16 protein-coding genes are annotated in these 16317 nt (G+C 46.1%); 7 read left to right on the top strand and 9 right to left on the bottom strand.

Annotation, left to right across the window (positions count from 1 at the left end; genetic code table 11):
* Both RDK53_RS11125 and RDK53_RS11120 read left to right on the top strand, forming a co-directional pair.
* The coding region (locus tag RDK53_RS11125) for a peptidoglycan DD-metalloendopeptidase family protein (RefSeq protein ID WP_308514891.1) at positions 1-282 on the top strand (282 nt) is incomplete at its 5' end.
* 43 nt (positions 283-325) lie between these two features.
* A complete protein-coding gene (locus RDK53_RS11120; protein ID WP_308514889.1) occupies positions 326-1801 on the top strand; it encodes a S41 family peptidase in 1476 nt (491 codons plus the stop codon).
* A gap of 75 nt (positions 1802-1876) precedes the next feature.
* On the opposite strand, the gene slmA is transcribed toward RDK53_RS11120, so the two are convergent.
* The gene (gene slmA, locus RDK53_RS11115) at positions 1877-2494 is read right to left on the bottom strand and encodes a nucleoid occlusion factor SlmA (RefSeq protein ID WP_308514888.1); all 618 of its coding nucleotides are present in this window, start codon (positions 2492-2494) and stop codon (positions 1877-1879) included.
* Positions 2495-2496: 2 nt separating this feature from the next.
* Positions 2497-3393: an acetylglutamate kinase gene (gene argB / locus RDK53_RS11110; protein WP_308514886.1), complete on the bottom strand. Its 897-nt coding sequence runs from the start codon at positions 3391-3393 to the stop codon at positions 2497-2499.
* 102 nt (positions 3394-3495) lie between these two features.
* Between argB and RDK53_RS11105 the strand changes: the two genes are divergently transcribed.
* Positions 3496-3702, top strand: coding sequence for a heavy-metal-associated domain-containing protein (locus tag RDK53_RS11105; RefSeq protein ID WP_308514884.1), 207 nt, complete (start codon positions 3496-3498; stop codon positions 3700-3702).
* Positions 3703-3812: 110 nt separating this feature from the next.
* Here the strand turns inward: RDK53_RS11105 and RDK53_RS11100 are convergent, their stop codons facing one another.
* From RDK53_RS11100 to dcuC, 4 genes are all read right to left on the bottom strand, one after another.
* Positions 3813-4703 (bottom strand): LysR family transcriptional regulator, encoded by an 891-nt coding sequence (locus RDK53_RS11100; protein WP_308514882.1) that lies wholly within the window; start codon positions 4701-4703, stop codon positions 3813-3815.
* Positions 4704-4718: 15 nt separating this feature from the next.
* The gene (locus RDK53_RS11095) at positions 4719-5843 is read right to left on the bottom strand and encodes an alanine racemase (RefSeq protein WP_308514880.1); all 1125 of its coding nucleotides are present in this window, start codon (positions 5841-5843) and stop codon (positions 4719-4721) included.
* Between the two features lie 258 nt (positions 5844-6101).
* Positions 6102-7205 (bottom strand): porin, encoded by a 1104-nt coding sequence (locus tag RDK53_RS11090; protein WP_308514878.1) that lies wholly within the window; start codon positions 7203-7205, stop codon positions 6102-6104.
* 32 nt (positions 7206-7237) lie between these two features.
* On the bottom strand, positions 7238-8506 hold the full coding sequence (gene dcuC / locus RDK53_RS11085) for a C4-dicarboxylate transporter DcuC (RefSeq protein ID WP_308514876.1): 1269 nt from the start codon (positions 8504-8506) through the stop codon (positions 7238-7240).
* A 227-nt stretch (positions 8507-8733) separates the two neighbouring features.
* Here dcuC and RDK53_RS11080 point away from each other — a divergent pair, with 227 nt between their 5' ends.
* The 3 genes from RDK53_RS11080 (at position 8734) to RDK53_RS11070 (ending at position 12126) form a co-directional block, all read left to right on the top strand.
* Positions 8734-10020, top strand: coding sequence for an OFA family MFS transporter (locus RDK53_RS11080; RefSeq protein WP_308514874.1), 1287 nt, complete (start codon positions 8734-8736; stop codon positions 10018-10020).
* Positions 9998-11278 (top strand): amidohydrolase, encoded by a 1281-nt coding sequence (locus tag RDK53_RS11075; RefSeq protein WP_308514872.1) that lies wholly within the window; start codon positions 9998-10000, stop codon positions 11276-11278. Before RDK53_RS11080 ends, RDK53_RS11075 begins: the two co-directional genes overlap by 23 nt.
* 74 nt (positions 11279-11352) lie before the next feature.
* Positions 11353-12126 (top strand): GntR family transcriptional regulator, encoded by a 774-nt coding sequence (locus RDK53_RS11070; RefSeq protein ID WP_308514871.1) that lies wholly within the window; start codon positions 11353-11355, stop codon positions 12124-12126.
* 27 nt (positions 12127-12153) lie between these two features.
* Here the strand turns inward: RDK53_RS11070 and RDK53_RS11065 are convergent, their stop codons facing one another.
* Positions 12154-13092, bottom strand: a complete 939-nt coding sequence (locus tag RDK53_RS11065) for an AEC family transporter (RefSeq protein ID WP_308514868.1) — start codon at positions 13090-13092, stop codon at positions 12154-12156.
* A 292-nt stretch (positions 13093-13384) separates the two neighbouring features.
* Between RDK53_RS11065 and RDK53_RS11060 the strand changes: the two genes are divergently transcribed.
* Positions 13385-13855, top strand: coding sequence for a hypothetical protein (locus tag RDK53_RS11060; protein ID WP_308514865.1), 471 nt, complete (start codon positions 13385-13387; stop codon positions 13853-13855).
* A gap of 268 nt (positions 13856-14123) precedes the next feature.
* Here the strand turns inward: RDK53_RS11060 and dksA are convergent, their stop codons facing one another.
* Positions 14124-14573: an RNA polymerase-binding protein DksA gene (gene dksA / locus RDK53_RS11055; protein WP_066595946.1), complete on the bottom strand. Its 450-nt coding sequence runs from the start codon at positions 14571-14573 to the stop codon at positions 14124-14126.
* Between the two features lie 226 nt (positions 14574-14799).
* A complete protein-coding gene (locus RDK53_RS11050; protein ID WP_308514863.1) occupies positions 14800-15951 on the bottom strand; it encodes a GTP-binding protein in 1152 nt (383 codons plus the stop codon).
* Between the last annotated feature and the right edge of the window lie 366 nt (positions 15952-16317).

Below are 16317 nucleotides of genomic sequence, written 5' to 3'. Positions count from 1 at the left end.
AGCGTCAATGAAGAGCAACCGGTTAAAGCAGTCCGTGCCGGAAAAGTGGTCTTTGCCGATTATCTAAAAGGTTATGGAAACTTATTGGTTATTGACCATGGCCGGGGCTATTTTACGGTTTACGGCAACAACTCTTCGATGGAAAAAGATATAGGTGATTTGGTAGAGGCCGGAGAAATTATTTCTCATGTTGGTTCAAAAGAAAGCGATCTCTCGGTTTTATACTTCGAGTTGCGTCACAATGGGAAACCAATTAATCCGAATAAGTGGCTAAAACTTTGATAATCTTGAATAATTTTCTAAAAGCTAACTAAAACAAAATATTATGAAAAGTGGAATTCGCGGCATCATCTTGGTCAGCGTAGGGATGATTGCAGGTGCAGTGATCGGCGCCGTTACGGCCGAACCGGTCGCTAATAAAAAAACGACCCTTCCCTTAAGTGAAATCAGACAGTTCACCGATATCTATGGTGCTGTAAAACAATTCTACGTTGAGCCCGTCTCAGATAAAAAACTGATGAAGGAAGCTATTTCCGGAATGCTTCATGGGCTCGATCCGCACTCCGCTTTCCTTGATGAAGAATCTTTTAAAGAGCTTCAGGAAGGAACGATGGGAGAATTCGGAGGACTCGGTATCGAGGTTACCTCTGATCCGTCGGGCGTGAAAGTGGTTTCTCCGATTGACGATACCCCGGCAGCGAATGCCAATGTCCGTGCGGGCGACATTATTTACAAAATTGACGGCAAGCTTATCCGTGACGTTCCCTTGAATGACGCCGTTAAGATGATGCGCGGTAAGCCGAACACACAGATCGATCTTTCTATTCTCAGAAAAGGAGAGAAAGCTCCTCTGAACATCAAGCTGACGCGTGCCATCATTAAGGTTAAGTCCGTTAAATTTAAGCCTCTGCCTGACAACATGGGCTATGTGCGTATTTCTCAGTTCCAAGAAAGAACTAATTCGGAATTGGCTAAAGCCATCAATGAGCTGGCTAAGACAGACAACTTGAAGAACGGCTTAGTCTTAGATTTGCGTAACGACCCAGGCGGTTTGCTCAATGCTGCTGTCGGAGTTTCTGCGGTTTTTCTCCCGAAGGGAGTCAAAGTTGTTTCCACTAAGGGTCAGGTTGAAGAGGCTAAAAAAGATTATTTGACCGTCCCTGCCGACTATAGGACAACTAAAGACGATGATCTTATAGAGCGTCTGCCGCCGGTAATTAAGAACATACCGTTGGTGGTTCTCGTAAACGGGGCCTCTGCCAGCGCTAGTGAAATCGTAGCCGGTGCCCTGCAGGATCATAAGCGCGCTGCCATCTTAGGAACCAAGACTTTCGGAAAAGGGTCAGTTCAGACTGTCATCCCATTGAGAGGCGATGCGAAGAACATGGCCATCAAACTGACAACGGCAAGATACTTCACGCCTACGGGGCGCAGTATTCAGGCTAAAGGAATTGTTCCTGACGTTGAGGTAAAAGATACGGCGGAAGGAAATTTCTTAGACTTCGATATCCGCGAAGCTGACCTAGCTAACCACTTGGAGGTTGAGGATGCTTCAGCTCCGAAGCCTGTTCCCGTGGACGCAAGCAAGCAGAAGCCGGCGGGACAGATTAAGGAGAAGGTTGTCGACGAGAAGGGAGAAGAAAAGAAACCAGCTCCCAAGTTCTATAAGTATGGGGAACCGGACGATTACCAACTTCAGCAGGCAGTCAAGTATCTGAAAGAAAAGCCGAATGGTGCGAAACCTGCTAAAAATCCGCGCATTAAAGAGCGGATTGAGCCTATCAACCAACCGAAGAAATAGCGGCATTGATTCTTAAGAAAACACCTCCTTGCGTAAAAACAAGGAGGTGTTGCTGTCTTGAAAACGGAGACGAATCTAAGAACGGATGCCTAAAGCCGTACAGATAAGCTTGTCTACTGAATCCGGTTCGGTGTTTGTCCTTTGGATGCCTTTAGAGAAAGAAACCCATTGTCCGAGAATAAGGGAGAACAGCAGTTCGCTTCTGGCCTGGACATCGTAGTCGGAAAAGATTTCCATCTGTGCAACGGCAAGACTCAAAGACTGTTTGAGCTGTGTACGCAGCTTGCTGAAAAGGAGATTGAGTCTTTGCTGAAGTCTTTCATCCTCTTGAGTTAGAAAATCGCCGCACATCAGAATTACCATACCGGGATTGGTGCGGGTCAAGCTAATCAAAGTTGTGGCAATCAAGCGCGCCTGGTGCATTCCCGAAGGATTGGACTGATGAATCTGATTAACCGCTGTAAAGACGGCGCTTTCAACATAGGCGATCAGGGCATCATACATCTGAGCTTTGCTGGCAAAATGCCGGTACAGAGCAGCCTCGGACAGGCCGAGGTGAGCGGCCAGAACCTTCGTCGTAATGTGTTTTTGTTTAGAACTCTGGAGAAGGTCCACAAGGGCCTTCAAAATATCCAGTTTTCTTTCCCCCGGTTTCGCTTTTCTTGTTTTTGGTTTTTGGATTTCTTCTTCCATTCTTATTCCGATTTAATCATCGTTCCCACGCCTTCAGGAGTCAGGATTTCCAACAGCAGACAGTGGTCGACGCGGCCGTCAATGATATGTACGGCTTTTACTCCGTTTTTTGCAGCTTCCAAAGCAGAAGAGATCTTCGGATACATACCCCCGGAAATGGTACCGTCTTCAAATAAGGCATCGATTTCCTTGGAGGTTAATCCGGTAATCAAATTTCCTTCTTTGTCTAAAACGCCCGGTGTATTAGTAAGCATCACGAGCTTTTCAGCTTTCAAAACTTCAGCCATCTTGCCTGCGACAACGTCAGCATTGATGTTGTAGGCAAGCTCATCTTCCCCTAAACCTACCGGAGAGATGACCGGAATGAACGCATCGTCCTGAAGAGCTTTTACGACAGCCGGATTGATGGATTCAATTTCACCAACTTGTCCGACATCATAAAATTTGTCAGGATTCTGATAGTCACGAAGCTTCAGGCGCTTGGCTTTAATTAAGCAGCCGTCTTTGCCGTTTAGGCCAACGGCTTGACCGCCGAAGCTATTAATCAATGTGACCAAGTCTCCCTGAACCTGGCCGCAGAGTACCCACTCAACAACTTCCATGGTTTCGGCATCAGTTACCCGCATTCCTTGAATAAACTCGCTTTCTTTGCCGACTTTTTTCAAGGCCTTCCCAATCTGCGGGCCGCCCCCATGCACGATAACGGGGTTCATGCCTACCAGCTTCAGAAGAACGACATCGCGTGCGAAAGCGCGTTGAAGTTTTTCATCGGTCATGGCATTGCCGCCGTATTTAACCACGATCGTTTTGCCATGAAACTTCTGGATGTATGGCAAGGCGTCCGATAAGATTTCCGCCTTCAGCTGGGGCGGAACATATGCATTGCTAAGGTTACTCATAGTCTTCAAGCAAAATGGGAACACGAAATTAATAACCGTGAATACTACCATTCAGGAACGTTAGAATAAACTCATACAGGTATTCATTTGAGGACATTACCAATGAAACAAAGTTTCGAGTTGTCAGGTGTAAATTGCATGCACTGCGTTGCAAGAGTCAAGAAAGCTCTTGAGCCGCTTGCAGAAAGTGTTGAAGTCACTTTGTCACCGGCACTGGCTGTTTTGACCGTTAAAGAGCCCGTTAGCTTAGAGAAGGTTAATAAAGCTCTTGCCGAAGCAGGTGATTACAAAGCCGTAGCTTTGAATTAATTCCGATTCTTTGAAGCTAAAAAACTCGCTTCCGTTTAAAAGAAGCGGGGTTTTGAGGAAAGGCCTCTATCCATACGCAGTTCGAAAGCCTGCGGATGGATGGGGTCTTTTTAACAATTGTTCTCTTTTTCTTGTTTTTTTAAGAAATTAATGACAAGTTGAGTTCTATTAGCTTTGCTCTGATCGGAGGCATAAACGGCATAAACGTCTGCGGTAACCGACCATTGAGGAAGAACTTTGACTAGTTGTCCGGTCTTTAGATAAGGTTCGATATCCCAGTCGGAAGGAAGCACCACTCCAAGACCGTTCAAGGCCCAGTTAAGTGCCACTTCTCCGTTATTTGTTTGCATCGAGGTTTTAGGCTTAACTAACTCCTGGCGAGAGCCGTTACTAAGTCTCCAAGTTCCGCTGGTTAAGTCATCTTCCAGAATGATGATTCCGTCGACCTCAGACAAGTCTAAAAAACGAGTAATGGGATGTTTTTGAAGGTATTCCGGAGAACAGCATAAGTGCTGTTTATTTCGCTTGATAAGACGCGCGATTAATCGGCTGTCTTTAAGGGCTCCGACACGAATAGCGACATCGAAACCGCCTTTGATGATATCCAAATGCGTATCGGAAAGAATGAGGTCAAGTTTGATATGCGGGTACAGTTTCTTGAATTCGACGAGCTGGGCGGCAAGGACCTTTCTTCCATAGCCGAAAGGTCCGTTAATGCGGATGGTGCCTTGAAGAGAATCGCTTAAAGAAGAGATGCTTTGCTCGATTTTAGAAAGATCGTCAAGAAGCGCCGAGCCTTTCTCGAGGTAATATTTTCCTTCTTCAGTAATCCGCAAGCTGCGGGTAGATCGGCGGATCAGACTGACTCCGAGCCTTTGCTCTAAAGCTGCCAGGCGCTGGCTGACGGCCGGAGGCGTAATTCCCAAAAATTGTGCTGCGCTTTTGAAAGAATCAAAACGGCAAAGTGCTTGAAAAAATTCGAGATCGGAGATCCTGTCCACCGTTCACCTCACTAATTACCAGCCGCAGAATCTAGGCCATTCCGCAATAACTTTTTCATCGTTGACTACATAGTAGCTATGGTGCTGCGCTGCCATGGCACAGGCATGATTGGGCAATATCCGTAGTTTAGTGCCTACCGGAAAATCCTCGGGAGAGAGTGCCTCACCGGTTCTGTTAACGATAACTCCATGCTCTTGATTTGCAAGTTTGACATAGAGATTGCCAAGAATCTTGCCATTTACATCGCAAACTGCACCGAATCCATAGTCGACAGCCTGGGAGGCAGTTCCTCGGTCTCTGGAGAGAGCCATCCATCCGCCGTCAGTAATGACCCAGCCTTTTTCTTTTTGGTGCCCTATAACTTCGACAAGCAGTGATAAAGCTAAATCTTCAAGTTTATAGACGCCGACCCCTGCCATGACTAAATCACCGAGACAGTAAACACCGCATCGAACCTCAGTGCAGCCATCCCAATTCTCAGCAAAAGTAGCCGTGGGAGTAGAACCGACACTGATAATTTCAATATTGAAGCCGGCTTCTTTCAGACGGTTTGCGGCTAAAACAATAGAGTCGCGTTCGTTCTCAGCGGCTTTCCTGCAGGCTTCGCTTCCGACACATCCGTAGGAGTCTCCGGCATGCGTGAGGACGCCGACTAGTTTTGCTCCGCTTGTTAAAGCGCGGGCAATGTCAATGAGTTCCGGAGAGGCCGGTTTAACACCTGAACGATGACCGTCGCAATCAATTTCAATCAGTACCGGGATTTCAATATGATTTTCTTTGCAGAAGCCACTCAAGGCATGGGCTGTTTCGACGTTGTCTAGAATGACTTTGAGCTTGCAGCCTTTTTTGATTAGGTCAGCAACACGGCTGAATTTACTCGGCGCGATGCCGACAGCATAAATCAGATCTTTGACGCCCCAATTGAAGAAGTTTTCTGCTTCCAACAAGGTAGAAACGGTTGCGGGGCCTTCCGGACTAATCATCTGGCAAAGGGCTACTTCTTTGCTTTTTCCCGTTTTCAGGTGAGGACGAAGATTAACGCCTAGACGTTTACATTTATCTTTCATCCAGTCGCAATGGGCTTTGAATTTCTTTTCATCCAAAATCAGACACGGGGTTCTGAGCTCTGTGATCTCCATATTGAACTTCCTCATTTACCAAATTTGTTATCTGTAAGTATGGCCTGGAAAGCTATTTTATTAATTTAATTAATTTTAATTCTGTGATTAGCAAAACTTTCATTTTCCCCTAAGACCAGAGTTCCCGATCCTCTTTGTTTGCAAAAAAAGACCTGACTTTGGCTCTCAAAAGTCAGGTCAACCTTCAATCAGGAGAAATGGAAATATCGCTTGGAGCTGGGAGGCAGCTGAGGAACAGCTGCCTGGATTCAAAGTACTCTAGAAGTACTTGGTAATACCGGTGAATACGTTAATGGTGTGGTCTTTTGTAAACTTCTTGGTTGTGCTGTTTTGGCCGTCCCAGCGGGAGAATCCGGCACCGATATACATATCAATGCTCTTGGACGGACGATACAAGTATTTAGTCGCTATGCCAATCAAAGAAGCTTGATGGTGGTTAATGCCGTTAACGGTATCAACCTTGTAATTGCGGAAGTAGACCATGGATTGCCAGGAAGAAAGCCCGAACCAGAATTGTGTACCTCCGTAGATACCAAAACCTTTAATGTTTTTGGCTGTTGAGAAGCCGTCCAGTTTATTGACGCCGTTGAAGTATTGCCCCTGCAGGTAGACGGTGACAGGGTCAAAGCGGTAGCTTCCGCCCAAGGTTGCAACTTTTTTGCTAGTGGAAGCCTTGGCAGTAGCAGCGGTATTTTTGCCCCAATCTGTTTCTTCATAGGCGGCAACTATATTTAACTTATTGAGGTTATAGCGGATACCGCCGGCATAGAAACGGTTAACAGCGGAAGTATTCTCGTTGCCTTCCTCATTGCCGTCAGTTTTCATGGAGTACTGGAGAGTAGTTTGGAAACCGGCAATTGTGGGAGAACGATAGGTAATCATGTTATCGATGCGGGAGGACTTAACCGGAGCGAGGCCTGTGCCGTAGGTGCCGCCTCCAAAGGAATCCATGAAGAATTGCAAGTCATAAGCGCCGGAGCCGGAAACGATTCCTGAGATACGGCCCATTGAGATTTCTCCCAAGGATTTGCTGGTCAATCCAAGGTAGGAGCATCCTTCAAAAATCTTGTCTCCTTTGGAGCCCCCTTTCAAAGCACCGGTATCAGAAGCAAAACGGTTTTCGAGACGAAATTGAACAGATAAGTCTGAATTGATTTCTTCTACTCCTCTGATGCCGATACGAGAAGCGGTATTTAATCCGGACTCCATAGAGACGGTAGAAGGTTTATGCGTGTCGCCGCCGTAGTTGTTGTATACGACGCCTGTGTCTATTCTGCCGTAAATGGTCACGGAAGATGCCATGGCTGTAGAGATAGCAAGTAGGGCAAAGCCGGCAGAAGCAGCGTAATGATGTAAGTTCATGATTAGTTCCTGATAGTGGTTGGTTTCAATAATTAGAGAAGGAAATAGGCGGCGAATAAGACACAGAGCATGACAGGGGCACTGCGTTTAACGATTTCCATTGGGTTAACGCCTGCCATACCTGCAACTAGGATGACGCCGCCGGCAAGTGGAGAAGAAAGTCGTCCGAATGAACCGCAGATGACGGCCAGCCAGCCTAAGTCAGCAATTTGCAGACCGAATTTAGCAGCGTTTGGAGTAACAGCTTCGTTGAAGGCAAAGGCTGCCGCATCGCCGGAACCAGTCAAGACACCCATGAGGTAAGGACCGAAGGCACCGCCTATCCTGGCAAGATGGTTGGCAGAGGTTAAAGCTTCGACGAGCATGTCTACGACACCTGCTGCCTTTAAACCGGCTGCGAAGACACCTGCCGCAATGATGATGCCGAGAATGTTTCCGTAGCCTTTGCCCATGCCGTCAAAGAATTTCTTAGTGACTTCGGCAGGATTCGAGCGAGTGATGACCAAGGCATAAGCTGTACCAATCAACATAGCTGTTGCAACGCTCATCTTCATTGTGGTGTACAAAGAGACATAGAGAAGAATAGCGACCGGGATCAGCGGAGCAATGGCATAGAAGAGATTAACTTTAGCCGGCAGGTTGCTGACTTCTTTTTCTTGGGCAACTTCAGTATCTGTATTTATCGGCTTTTTGTAATCGCGATAGAGGAAACAAATGATAGTTAAGCCGACAATAATGGCAATGGAGAAGCCTGCTAAAGGCATAAAGAACTTGGTGATGAATGCCATAACCTCCATATCGGCAAGTTTTGCGACAAAGACGTTGTGCGCTACGCCAGGGTTGAAAAGAGCCGGGGTAGTGGAACAAACAATAGCGGCGGCTGCGATAGCAGGTTTAAAACCGGCACGAATCAAGATTGGAATCAAAGACGGCCCGACGGCTGCGCAAAGGCCTGCTGTGGAAGGAATTGCAATGGCGCAGAAACTGGTCACGACCATGCAGGCCGGAAGAAGAAATACGCCAAGCTTGCGGAGCGGTCTGGTCAGCAGAGCGACCAAATGAACATCGCACTTAGTTAAAGAGATAGTGGCGGCAAAACCCATTGCGGAGCAGATCGCAATGATTAAAGATGATTTCGTCATCGATGCATCAAACTGCTGGAATGCAATCATGGGCTTAAGAGAGAAGAGCGCCATGGCAAAACCGGCGGCCAGTAGAACAAAGCGGGTTTCATAGCGCTTTATTAATGCATAAATCGTAACGAGAACCGTCAGAAGAGCAAAGCCAATGTTGAGTGACATGAAAACCTCTGAATCGTAGTTGATGGGATTGGTTGTGAAGATATTTACAAGTCTAGGAACGGCTCGCTTGCAGGCACATTCGGAAAATCGGTACGTTTTTTGTTTTACAACTTATGTCGGATATCCGATATCTGATATTAAATAACTAATTGATATTTAAGTAAATATTCTATTGTTAACTTCGGAGATTTCTCTAGACTGTGCCTCAGAACAGATAAGGAATCTCTATGAACAATTGGAACGATTTAAAGAAAAAACGTTGGTTATTTCTCTTCCTGTTTTGTGCCATTAATTTCTGTACCGGCGCTCTCTATATCTGGAGCGTTTTTGCCGGTCCTTTAGCGGTTCGCCTCAATGAGCTCAACGGAAGTTCTTTAACAGCATCGGATCTTGGACAAGTATTTGGCTTGGCTGCCGGTGTAACACCTTTTCTAATGCTGGCCGGCGGCTTTATTAACGATCGTCTCGGACCTAAGCTGGTGGTAATTGCAGGAGGCGTGATGATAGGCCTTGGGTATATCCTCTGCGGTTTGTCATCTTCATTGACCATGCTTTATCTCGGTTACGGCCTGTGTGTCGGCATCGGGACAGGAATGGTTAACGGCTGCACTATCAACAGCGCAGTCAAATTCTTCCCGGACAAAAAAGGATTTGCGGGTGGCCTGGTGACCGCTTCTTTGGGCATTGGCGCTGCACTGTTGCCGTTTGCAATCAATGGATTAATTGAAGTATCCGGTATTTCATCTACCTGTATCTATTTCGGAATTTTCTCGGGAGTATTGATTCCTCTCTGCGCAGCTTTCACCGATAAGTGTCCTGACCATTTTGCAGATAGCTTTACCGCTCTGTCTTCCGGTTCCAAACATATCGGCGTTGAAACTAACTGGGTCGGAATGTTGAAGTCACCCTTATTTATTCCTCTGTTTGCCTTGTTTATTACCGGCTCAACCATGGGTTTGATGCTCATTTCCAGTCTAGCCGGGATTGCTCAGAATCAAATCGGTTTGGGTTTGGGAGCAGCAGCTACCGCCGTTTCCGTAATTTCTGTGGCCAATACAATCGGACGGTTTGTTTCCGGTGCGGTTTCTGACAAATTCGGTCGAGTACAAACCTTAATCGTGATGCTCGTGATTGCATTGGCGGGTTTCGTTTTGCTGTCTCAGGCCAATGCGTCCAAAGTAAGTTTCTTCTTTATCGGAATCGTTTTGATTGGCTTGTGCTATGGAGCATTTATCGGCACTTATCCGAGCCTGGTCGCCGATGAATTTGGCAGTAAGCACAACAGCGTCAACCTTTCCCTCATGTTTATGGGCTATAGCGTCGGCGGCTTTGCCGGTCCGGCTCTCATTAAGTGGGCTCAAGAGTCCGGTTCTAACGATCTCGCTTACTGGATCTGCATGAGCGCCGGTGTTATTGGAATCGCCTTTGCTTGCTTCTATCTGTACCTGAAAAAAAAAGATCAGTTAACCTTAAATAACTTTGGAGAAAATCATGAACTCTGTGTACGTCAATGAAATGGTTGCTCACCGCCGCCATCTGCACAAACGCCCTGAAGAAGGATGGACCGAATTTGAGACGACTTACTACATTGTCGATCAGCTCAGAAAAATGGGCATTCCGGTTACTGTCGGAAAAGCTAACATCAACGAAAATGAAGTCCTCGGCAGAGATCCTCAGCTTGTTGAGGACGGAATCGCCAGAGCGTTAAATCATGGTGTTCCCCAAGCTTTTATTGATGAATGCGATGGGTATACCGGCGCAGTAGCAGTTATAGATACCGGCCGTCCGGGTCCAACGACTGCTTTCAGAAGCGATATCGACTGTGTGTTGGTTCGCGAGACTAAGGATCCGGAGCACCTTCCTAATAAATTAGGTTTTGCATCCGAAAGACCGGGTTTCATGCACGCCTGCGGGCATGACGGACATAGCGCTGTCGGCCTGGCTTTAGCACATTGGATTTGGGATAACAAAGATCAGCTCTGCGGTAAATTCAAATTGATTTTTCAACCTGCTGAAGAAGGCGTTCGCGGCGCACGCGCTATGGTAGAAGCCGGAATCGTTGATGATGTTGACTACTTTGTGGGAGGCCATGTCGGCGGCGTCATCGGATTAGGTGAAGTGGCGGTAATGGACGGAGGCTTTTTGGCTTCTTCCAAGTTTGATGTAACAATTGAAGGCAAAGCCGCACACGCCGGAAACTGTCCTCAGCTTGGTAATAATGCCTTGATGGCTGCTTGCGCTGCATCCATGATGCTGCAAGGAATTCCGAGACATGGGGACGGAGCAACGATGGTTTCTGTCGGAACTCTGCACGCCGGTGAAGGCAGAAATGTGGTTCCGGCTCATGCCAAGATTCAGATGGAAGTCAGAGGGGAGACTAAAGAAGTTAATGACTTCATGAAGAATTGTGTCTATGACATTTTCGCCGGCATAGATAAGTCTTATCGGGTGAAGTCAAAGGTTGAGCTAGCCGGTGAATCTATCACTCTGACTCCATGTCCGGAATTCTTCGACACCGTTGAAGAAGTGATGGCAAAGATCCCGAACGTTAAAATGGTTCCAAGAATCCATTGCCCGTCAGGATCTGAAGACTGCGCCTTATTCTTGAGCAGAGTAATTAAGAATGGCGGAAAAGCAGCATTTATTCTTTACGGCTGTAACCACCAAGGCCATCACCGCCCGAATTTCGATCTCCAAGACGAACAAAGTTTGCCTAATGCCTTTGAGATCTATAAGGGTATAGCTCAGGTGGTTAATAAATTAAGTAGTTAGTAAAATTAAACCCGGAAGCAAAAAAAATAAACTGCACTACATAACAACTCAAAATTTCTCCGGGAGCTCCTCAGATGGATAATTTCTCTTCGATTGAAAGCGATTTCGTTTTTCCGCAAAGATTGACTCTGTTTGAGCAAGTAAGTAAGGCTCTTGCCGAAATGATCAGTCATGGCAAATGGGCCCCCGGAGAGATGCTTCCCAATGAAATCGAGCTCGCTCATTCTTTTAACGTTAGTCAAGGAACGATGAGGCGGGCTCTAAATCTTTTGGTTGACAAAGGCGCCCTTATTCGCCGTCAAGGCAAAGGAACTTTTGTGGCGGAGATGCGGACAAATGAGGCGCACTTTCAAAAGCGCTACATCAAGCTGGTTCCCGATGATCCGGAAAAAGATGAAAGTGTTCCGACTGCAACTAAACTTCTATTCTTCGATCGCGTTGTCGCTCCTTTGGAAATCCAAAGGATTTTGAAGCAGACATCCGAGGATTTGGTGGTTCATACCGCCCGTGCTCTGATGGCTTCTTCCGGATTAGTGACTTTTGATGAAATTTGGGCAAGAGGCAAAGAGTTCGAGAAGCTGACACAGGAGAACCTTCTCAATCACAAAGAAAAGCTTCTATATTCTTTCTACCAGACCGAACTAGGAGTCTCTATAGGCCGATGTGAAGAAACGATTAAGGCAGCTCTTTTGCCGCCGAATCTTTGCTATATGTTTTCACTTCCGTCTCCTACTCCGGTTATAGAAATTCGCAGAATTGCCTACACCGTCAATGATGAGCCGGTTGAGTACCACAGACAGTTAAGCATCACTGACAAATATCACTACGCACCGATGCCTGAGGCTTGAACCGAGGAGCGGAAGAGTTCTTTGAGTTTACATAAGGCCGAATACCGCCAAAGTCAGCGGCACAGTGAGACAGGCCAGAGTGGTGGTGATAAGCAAAGCGTTTGCAGTCGCCCCTTGTAAAACGTTAAATTCTTGAGACATGATGTAGACGTTGACGCCGACAGGTAAACACGCCATCAGACAGGTGGCTTTCGTTTCCAACGGCCCTAATCCAATTATTTGGCAGAGAACCAAAACAATCAGCGGCTGAACGCCGAGTTTTAATAAGGTAATCCAAAGAGAAAAGCCCAAGTTGCTGGAAATTTTGTATTTAGCTAGCCCGATTCCCACTGCAAATAAAGCGACGGTAGATGCTGAGTTGCCCAGCAAGTCTGCGGCGGTCTGAACGGGGGTGGGCAGTGTAAGTCCTGTGAAACCCCACAACGTACCGGCGAGAATACCGACCACAATCGGATTTTTGAGAGTAGACCAAGTTCCTTTAATAATCGTTTTTTTAATAGAAGGGCTCTTATTTCTGCTGATTTCAATGGCAATTGTGGCCAGTGTCCACATCAGAAAACCGTTCAAAGAAAAAATAACTGCAATCGAGGGAAGGGCCTCCTGGCCGAGAAGAGAAATGGCAATAGGAATTCCAAGTTGGACATTATTTGAGAAAACTCCGGCCATCCCAAAGATGGTTTGTCCTTCTCCATTTAATTTTAAGAACCTGTCGCCGATGACTCTTCCTATTACAAAGACGATGAAGCAAGACCCAAAAAAAGCAATAGCAATAAACCAGTTCGGAGGAGGCAAGTGAGTGATATTGCTCATGACATTAAACAGGAGCATCGGCAGAGCAATAACAAACGCATACTTAGAAAGGCCTGTGCCGACTGAATCCGTAAGAAGGTTTAGCTTAGTACACAAAAATCCGAGCCCTATCAGAGCAAACAAAGGGAAGGCAACCAAAAAATTTTGTACGAACATTTTCTTCTTGGAATTGTGAATACTAACTTGCTCAGTTATGAAATATTTTTCTTAACTTTAGATCAAAGTTTGGTATTGAAACGAATTTATCGAACAAAAGGGCGTCTTCCTACAGGAAGGTCCTCATTTCGTTAGCCTAGATGAAGGTTTTGTTTCTTTTTCTTAAATGATTTAGACAGGATAGCTGTCACTTAATTTGAGCATAAATTGGCCTCTATATAGGTATAAATACTTACTTAGCAACATTTTCTCTGATATTCTCGTTTCAAGATAACTTTTCCAAGAGGACAAAATGAGGAAAGTTCTAGGAAAGATTTGCGGCTGGTTCAGTTTGTTCTGCGCTTCTTGGCTGCTTACATTTAATGCGACCGCCGGCGTGCACTTTGACTTAAATGTGAATGTAGGAGCGCCCGGATATTTCGGACCGATTCCTATGGTTTCCGGCATGGTCCCTCAGTTATGGAATGTTCAGCCGGTAATTGCCGTCGGACCGGTGGTTGTTGCAGCAGAACCTATTTATCTTCGGGTGCCTAATTTCCAGAGGAAGGCTTGGAGGCAGTATTGCGGACGATACGGTGCATGTGAACGTCCTGTTTTCTTTGTGAAGAACTCGTGGTACGAGCAGGAGTACGGCCCTCGCTATCATCCAAGACACGATGAACATTACTACAAGCACATGGAGAAGGAGTGGAAGCACCAGAAGAAAATGGAGAAACACTTCAAGAAGCATTTCAAAAAACACCATCACCACGATGATGATTAATAAGACGCCGGACGAATCACAGTCTGGTTTGGAATTCTTGTGAACTATCTCGCATTGATGTGTGAGATGGTTCCGCTATTTTTGCTCCTCCGCATTTGAGGCAGGCGTCTGTGCTTAAAGAGTGAAATTTTTTCTTGTTATTTCCGCCGCACGTTCCTATTACACGACTTTTAAGCAAAACGGCTTATTGCCTGCCGGCAATAAGCCATTCCTGTGAGTTTCTGCTGAAGCATAGAGAGACTGGCTTCAGCGAGCAGCTAAACGCTGATTAATCCCCGTAGAGCTTCTGACGCATTTCTCTTCTTTGCTGAGCTTCCAAAGAGAGAGTCGCAGTCGGACGAGCTAAAAGACGAGGAATACCGATTGGATCGCCGGTTTCTTCGCACCAGCCGTACTCACCCTTGTCCAAACGCTTAAGAGCTTCTTGAACTTTCTTCAGGAGCTTTCTTTCACGATCACGGGTGCGGAGTTCCAAAGCATGTTCTTCTTCAACAGTGGCGCGATCGGAAGGATCCGGAATAATTGTGTTTTCACGAAGGTTTTCTGTTGTCTGACCTGCATTTTCCTTCAGCTGAGCTTCTCTTTCTCTGAGAAGGTGCTTGAAGAAGGCGACCTGTCTTTCGTTCATGTAGTCTTCTTCCGGCATGCTTAAGAGTTCAGCCAGTGTCGGGATTTCGATTCCGTCAACAATAATGCCGCCCTGAGTCTTATTGGCCATAGAGTCCATTAAGAATTCAGCTGCTTTCTGAGCTTCTTTTTCATCAACGACGTTTCCGCCGTTGGACTTGTGTGTTTGAACTAAAGGAGCAATTTCGGCAGCGTCTTCAAAGGCTTTTTGTGTAGACGTCTTTTTAACGCTGGATTCAGCTGCAGCGGTTTTTTTAGCTGTGGCGCTACGTTTTGTTGCCATGTTATTTTCCCTATAACTAATGTTTACTAATAAATTATTCTGCTAAGCAGGTTTCTAAGCCCTGAATGATTGATTTCTTAGGCAAGCGGCGTCCGATAAAGACAATCTTGGAAGATGGCTTTTCGTCTCCCCACGGCTTTCCTAAGTCGGCGGCCATAAGCATATGTACGCCTTGGAAAATCATCTTGCGGTTTGTGCCGGTCATGTAAAGGACGCCTTTATATCTGAGCATGTCAGGACCATAGACCCCTGTCAGAGATCTCATATAGCTGTCCAAACGAGCCGGATCAAACGGTTTGTCTGAGTGGAACATGAAGGCTGAAATTTCGTCATCGTAACGAGCTTTCGTGCTGTGTGCATGATGATCGTGATGGTCATGACAGGAGCAGCCCTCTTCGTGTTCGTCGTGATGATGACCGCAGGTGCAATGATCGTCATCGTGGTGATGATCATGATCATGGTGATGGCCGCAGCAGCATCCTTCTTCATGATCGTGGTGATCGTGTTCGCAGCATTCCGGAGCTTCTTCTTTTAAGAAATCCGGGTCGAGCTCGAGAGCCGCATCAAGATTAAAGCCATGGATATCGAGTACTTCGTTGATATCAATGTTGCCCATGTTGCATTCGATAATCGGAGCTCTCGGGTTGATATGGTGCAGACGGTCAGTCAAATCTTGGACGACTTCTTTGTCGGCAATGTCTACTTTAGAGAGAAGCAGTCTGTCGGCAAAGCCAACTTGGGACTGCGCTTCTTCGGATTCATTGAGTGTTCTCGTACCGTTGATTGCATCAACGACGGTAATGATGCCGTCAACCATGTATTTTTCGCTGACAGCTTCATCCATAAAGAAGGTTTGGGCAACCGGACCAGGATCGGCTACGCCGGTAGTTTCAATGATGACTCGGTCAAAGTTGGCTTCGCCTCTTTCTCTTCTTTCAGCGAGTTTGATCAGATTTTCTGCGAGGTCACCTCGAATAGTGCAGCAAATGCACCCGTTGCTCATGGTGATAATTTCTTCGTCTTCATTAGTGACGAGCAGATCGCTGTCGATGGCTTCTTCACCGAACTCGTTTTCAATAACGGCGATTTTCTGACCGTGTTCTTCTTTGAGAATGCGGTTTAACAGAGTTGTTTTACCAGCTCCAAGAAAACCTGTAATGATAGTAACAGGAATCATCTTGTCCATTTCTAAACCTCCAATAAGAAGGATGTCTTTGATTTTCCCTTATAAATATCTTCTGAAGGAAATAATGACATCTTCTCCAAGCAAGCAATTCTATTACCTCTGTCAAGAGATTAAAGGTAAAAATACGTCTTCCTCTTAACAAATCCAGCTTCTCAAATTGAGTGAGAACCCGCAGGACGGGCATAACCTGGATTGCAAATGGTTACATATTTTACCTGATTTGTCCTTAACCTTAAAAAGCTAAGCTTTTCTAAATTCACCTCTAAGCACAACTTTTTCAGATGGACTTCTTTTTCATTGACATCCTCCTCTTCGTGAACGAAGAGGATTCCCTACCACCACTACAACAGCCGTAGCCTATTGTTG

Origin of the sequence: uncultured Turicimonas sp., assembly GCF_902477955.1 — a bacterium.
Taxonomy (GTDB): Bacteria; Pseudomonadota; Gammaproteobacteria; order Burkholderiales; family Burkholderiaceae_F; genus Turicimonas.
This window is presented reverse-complemented; position numbering and strand designations above follow the sequence as displayed.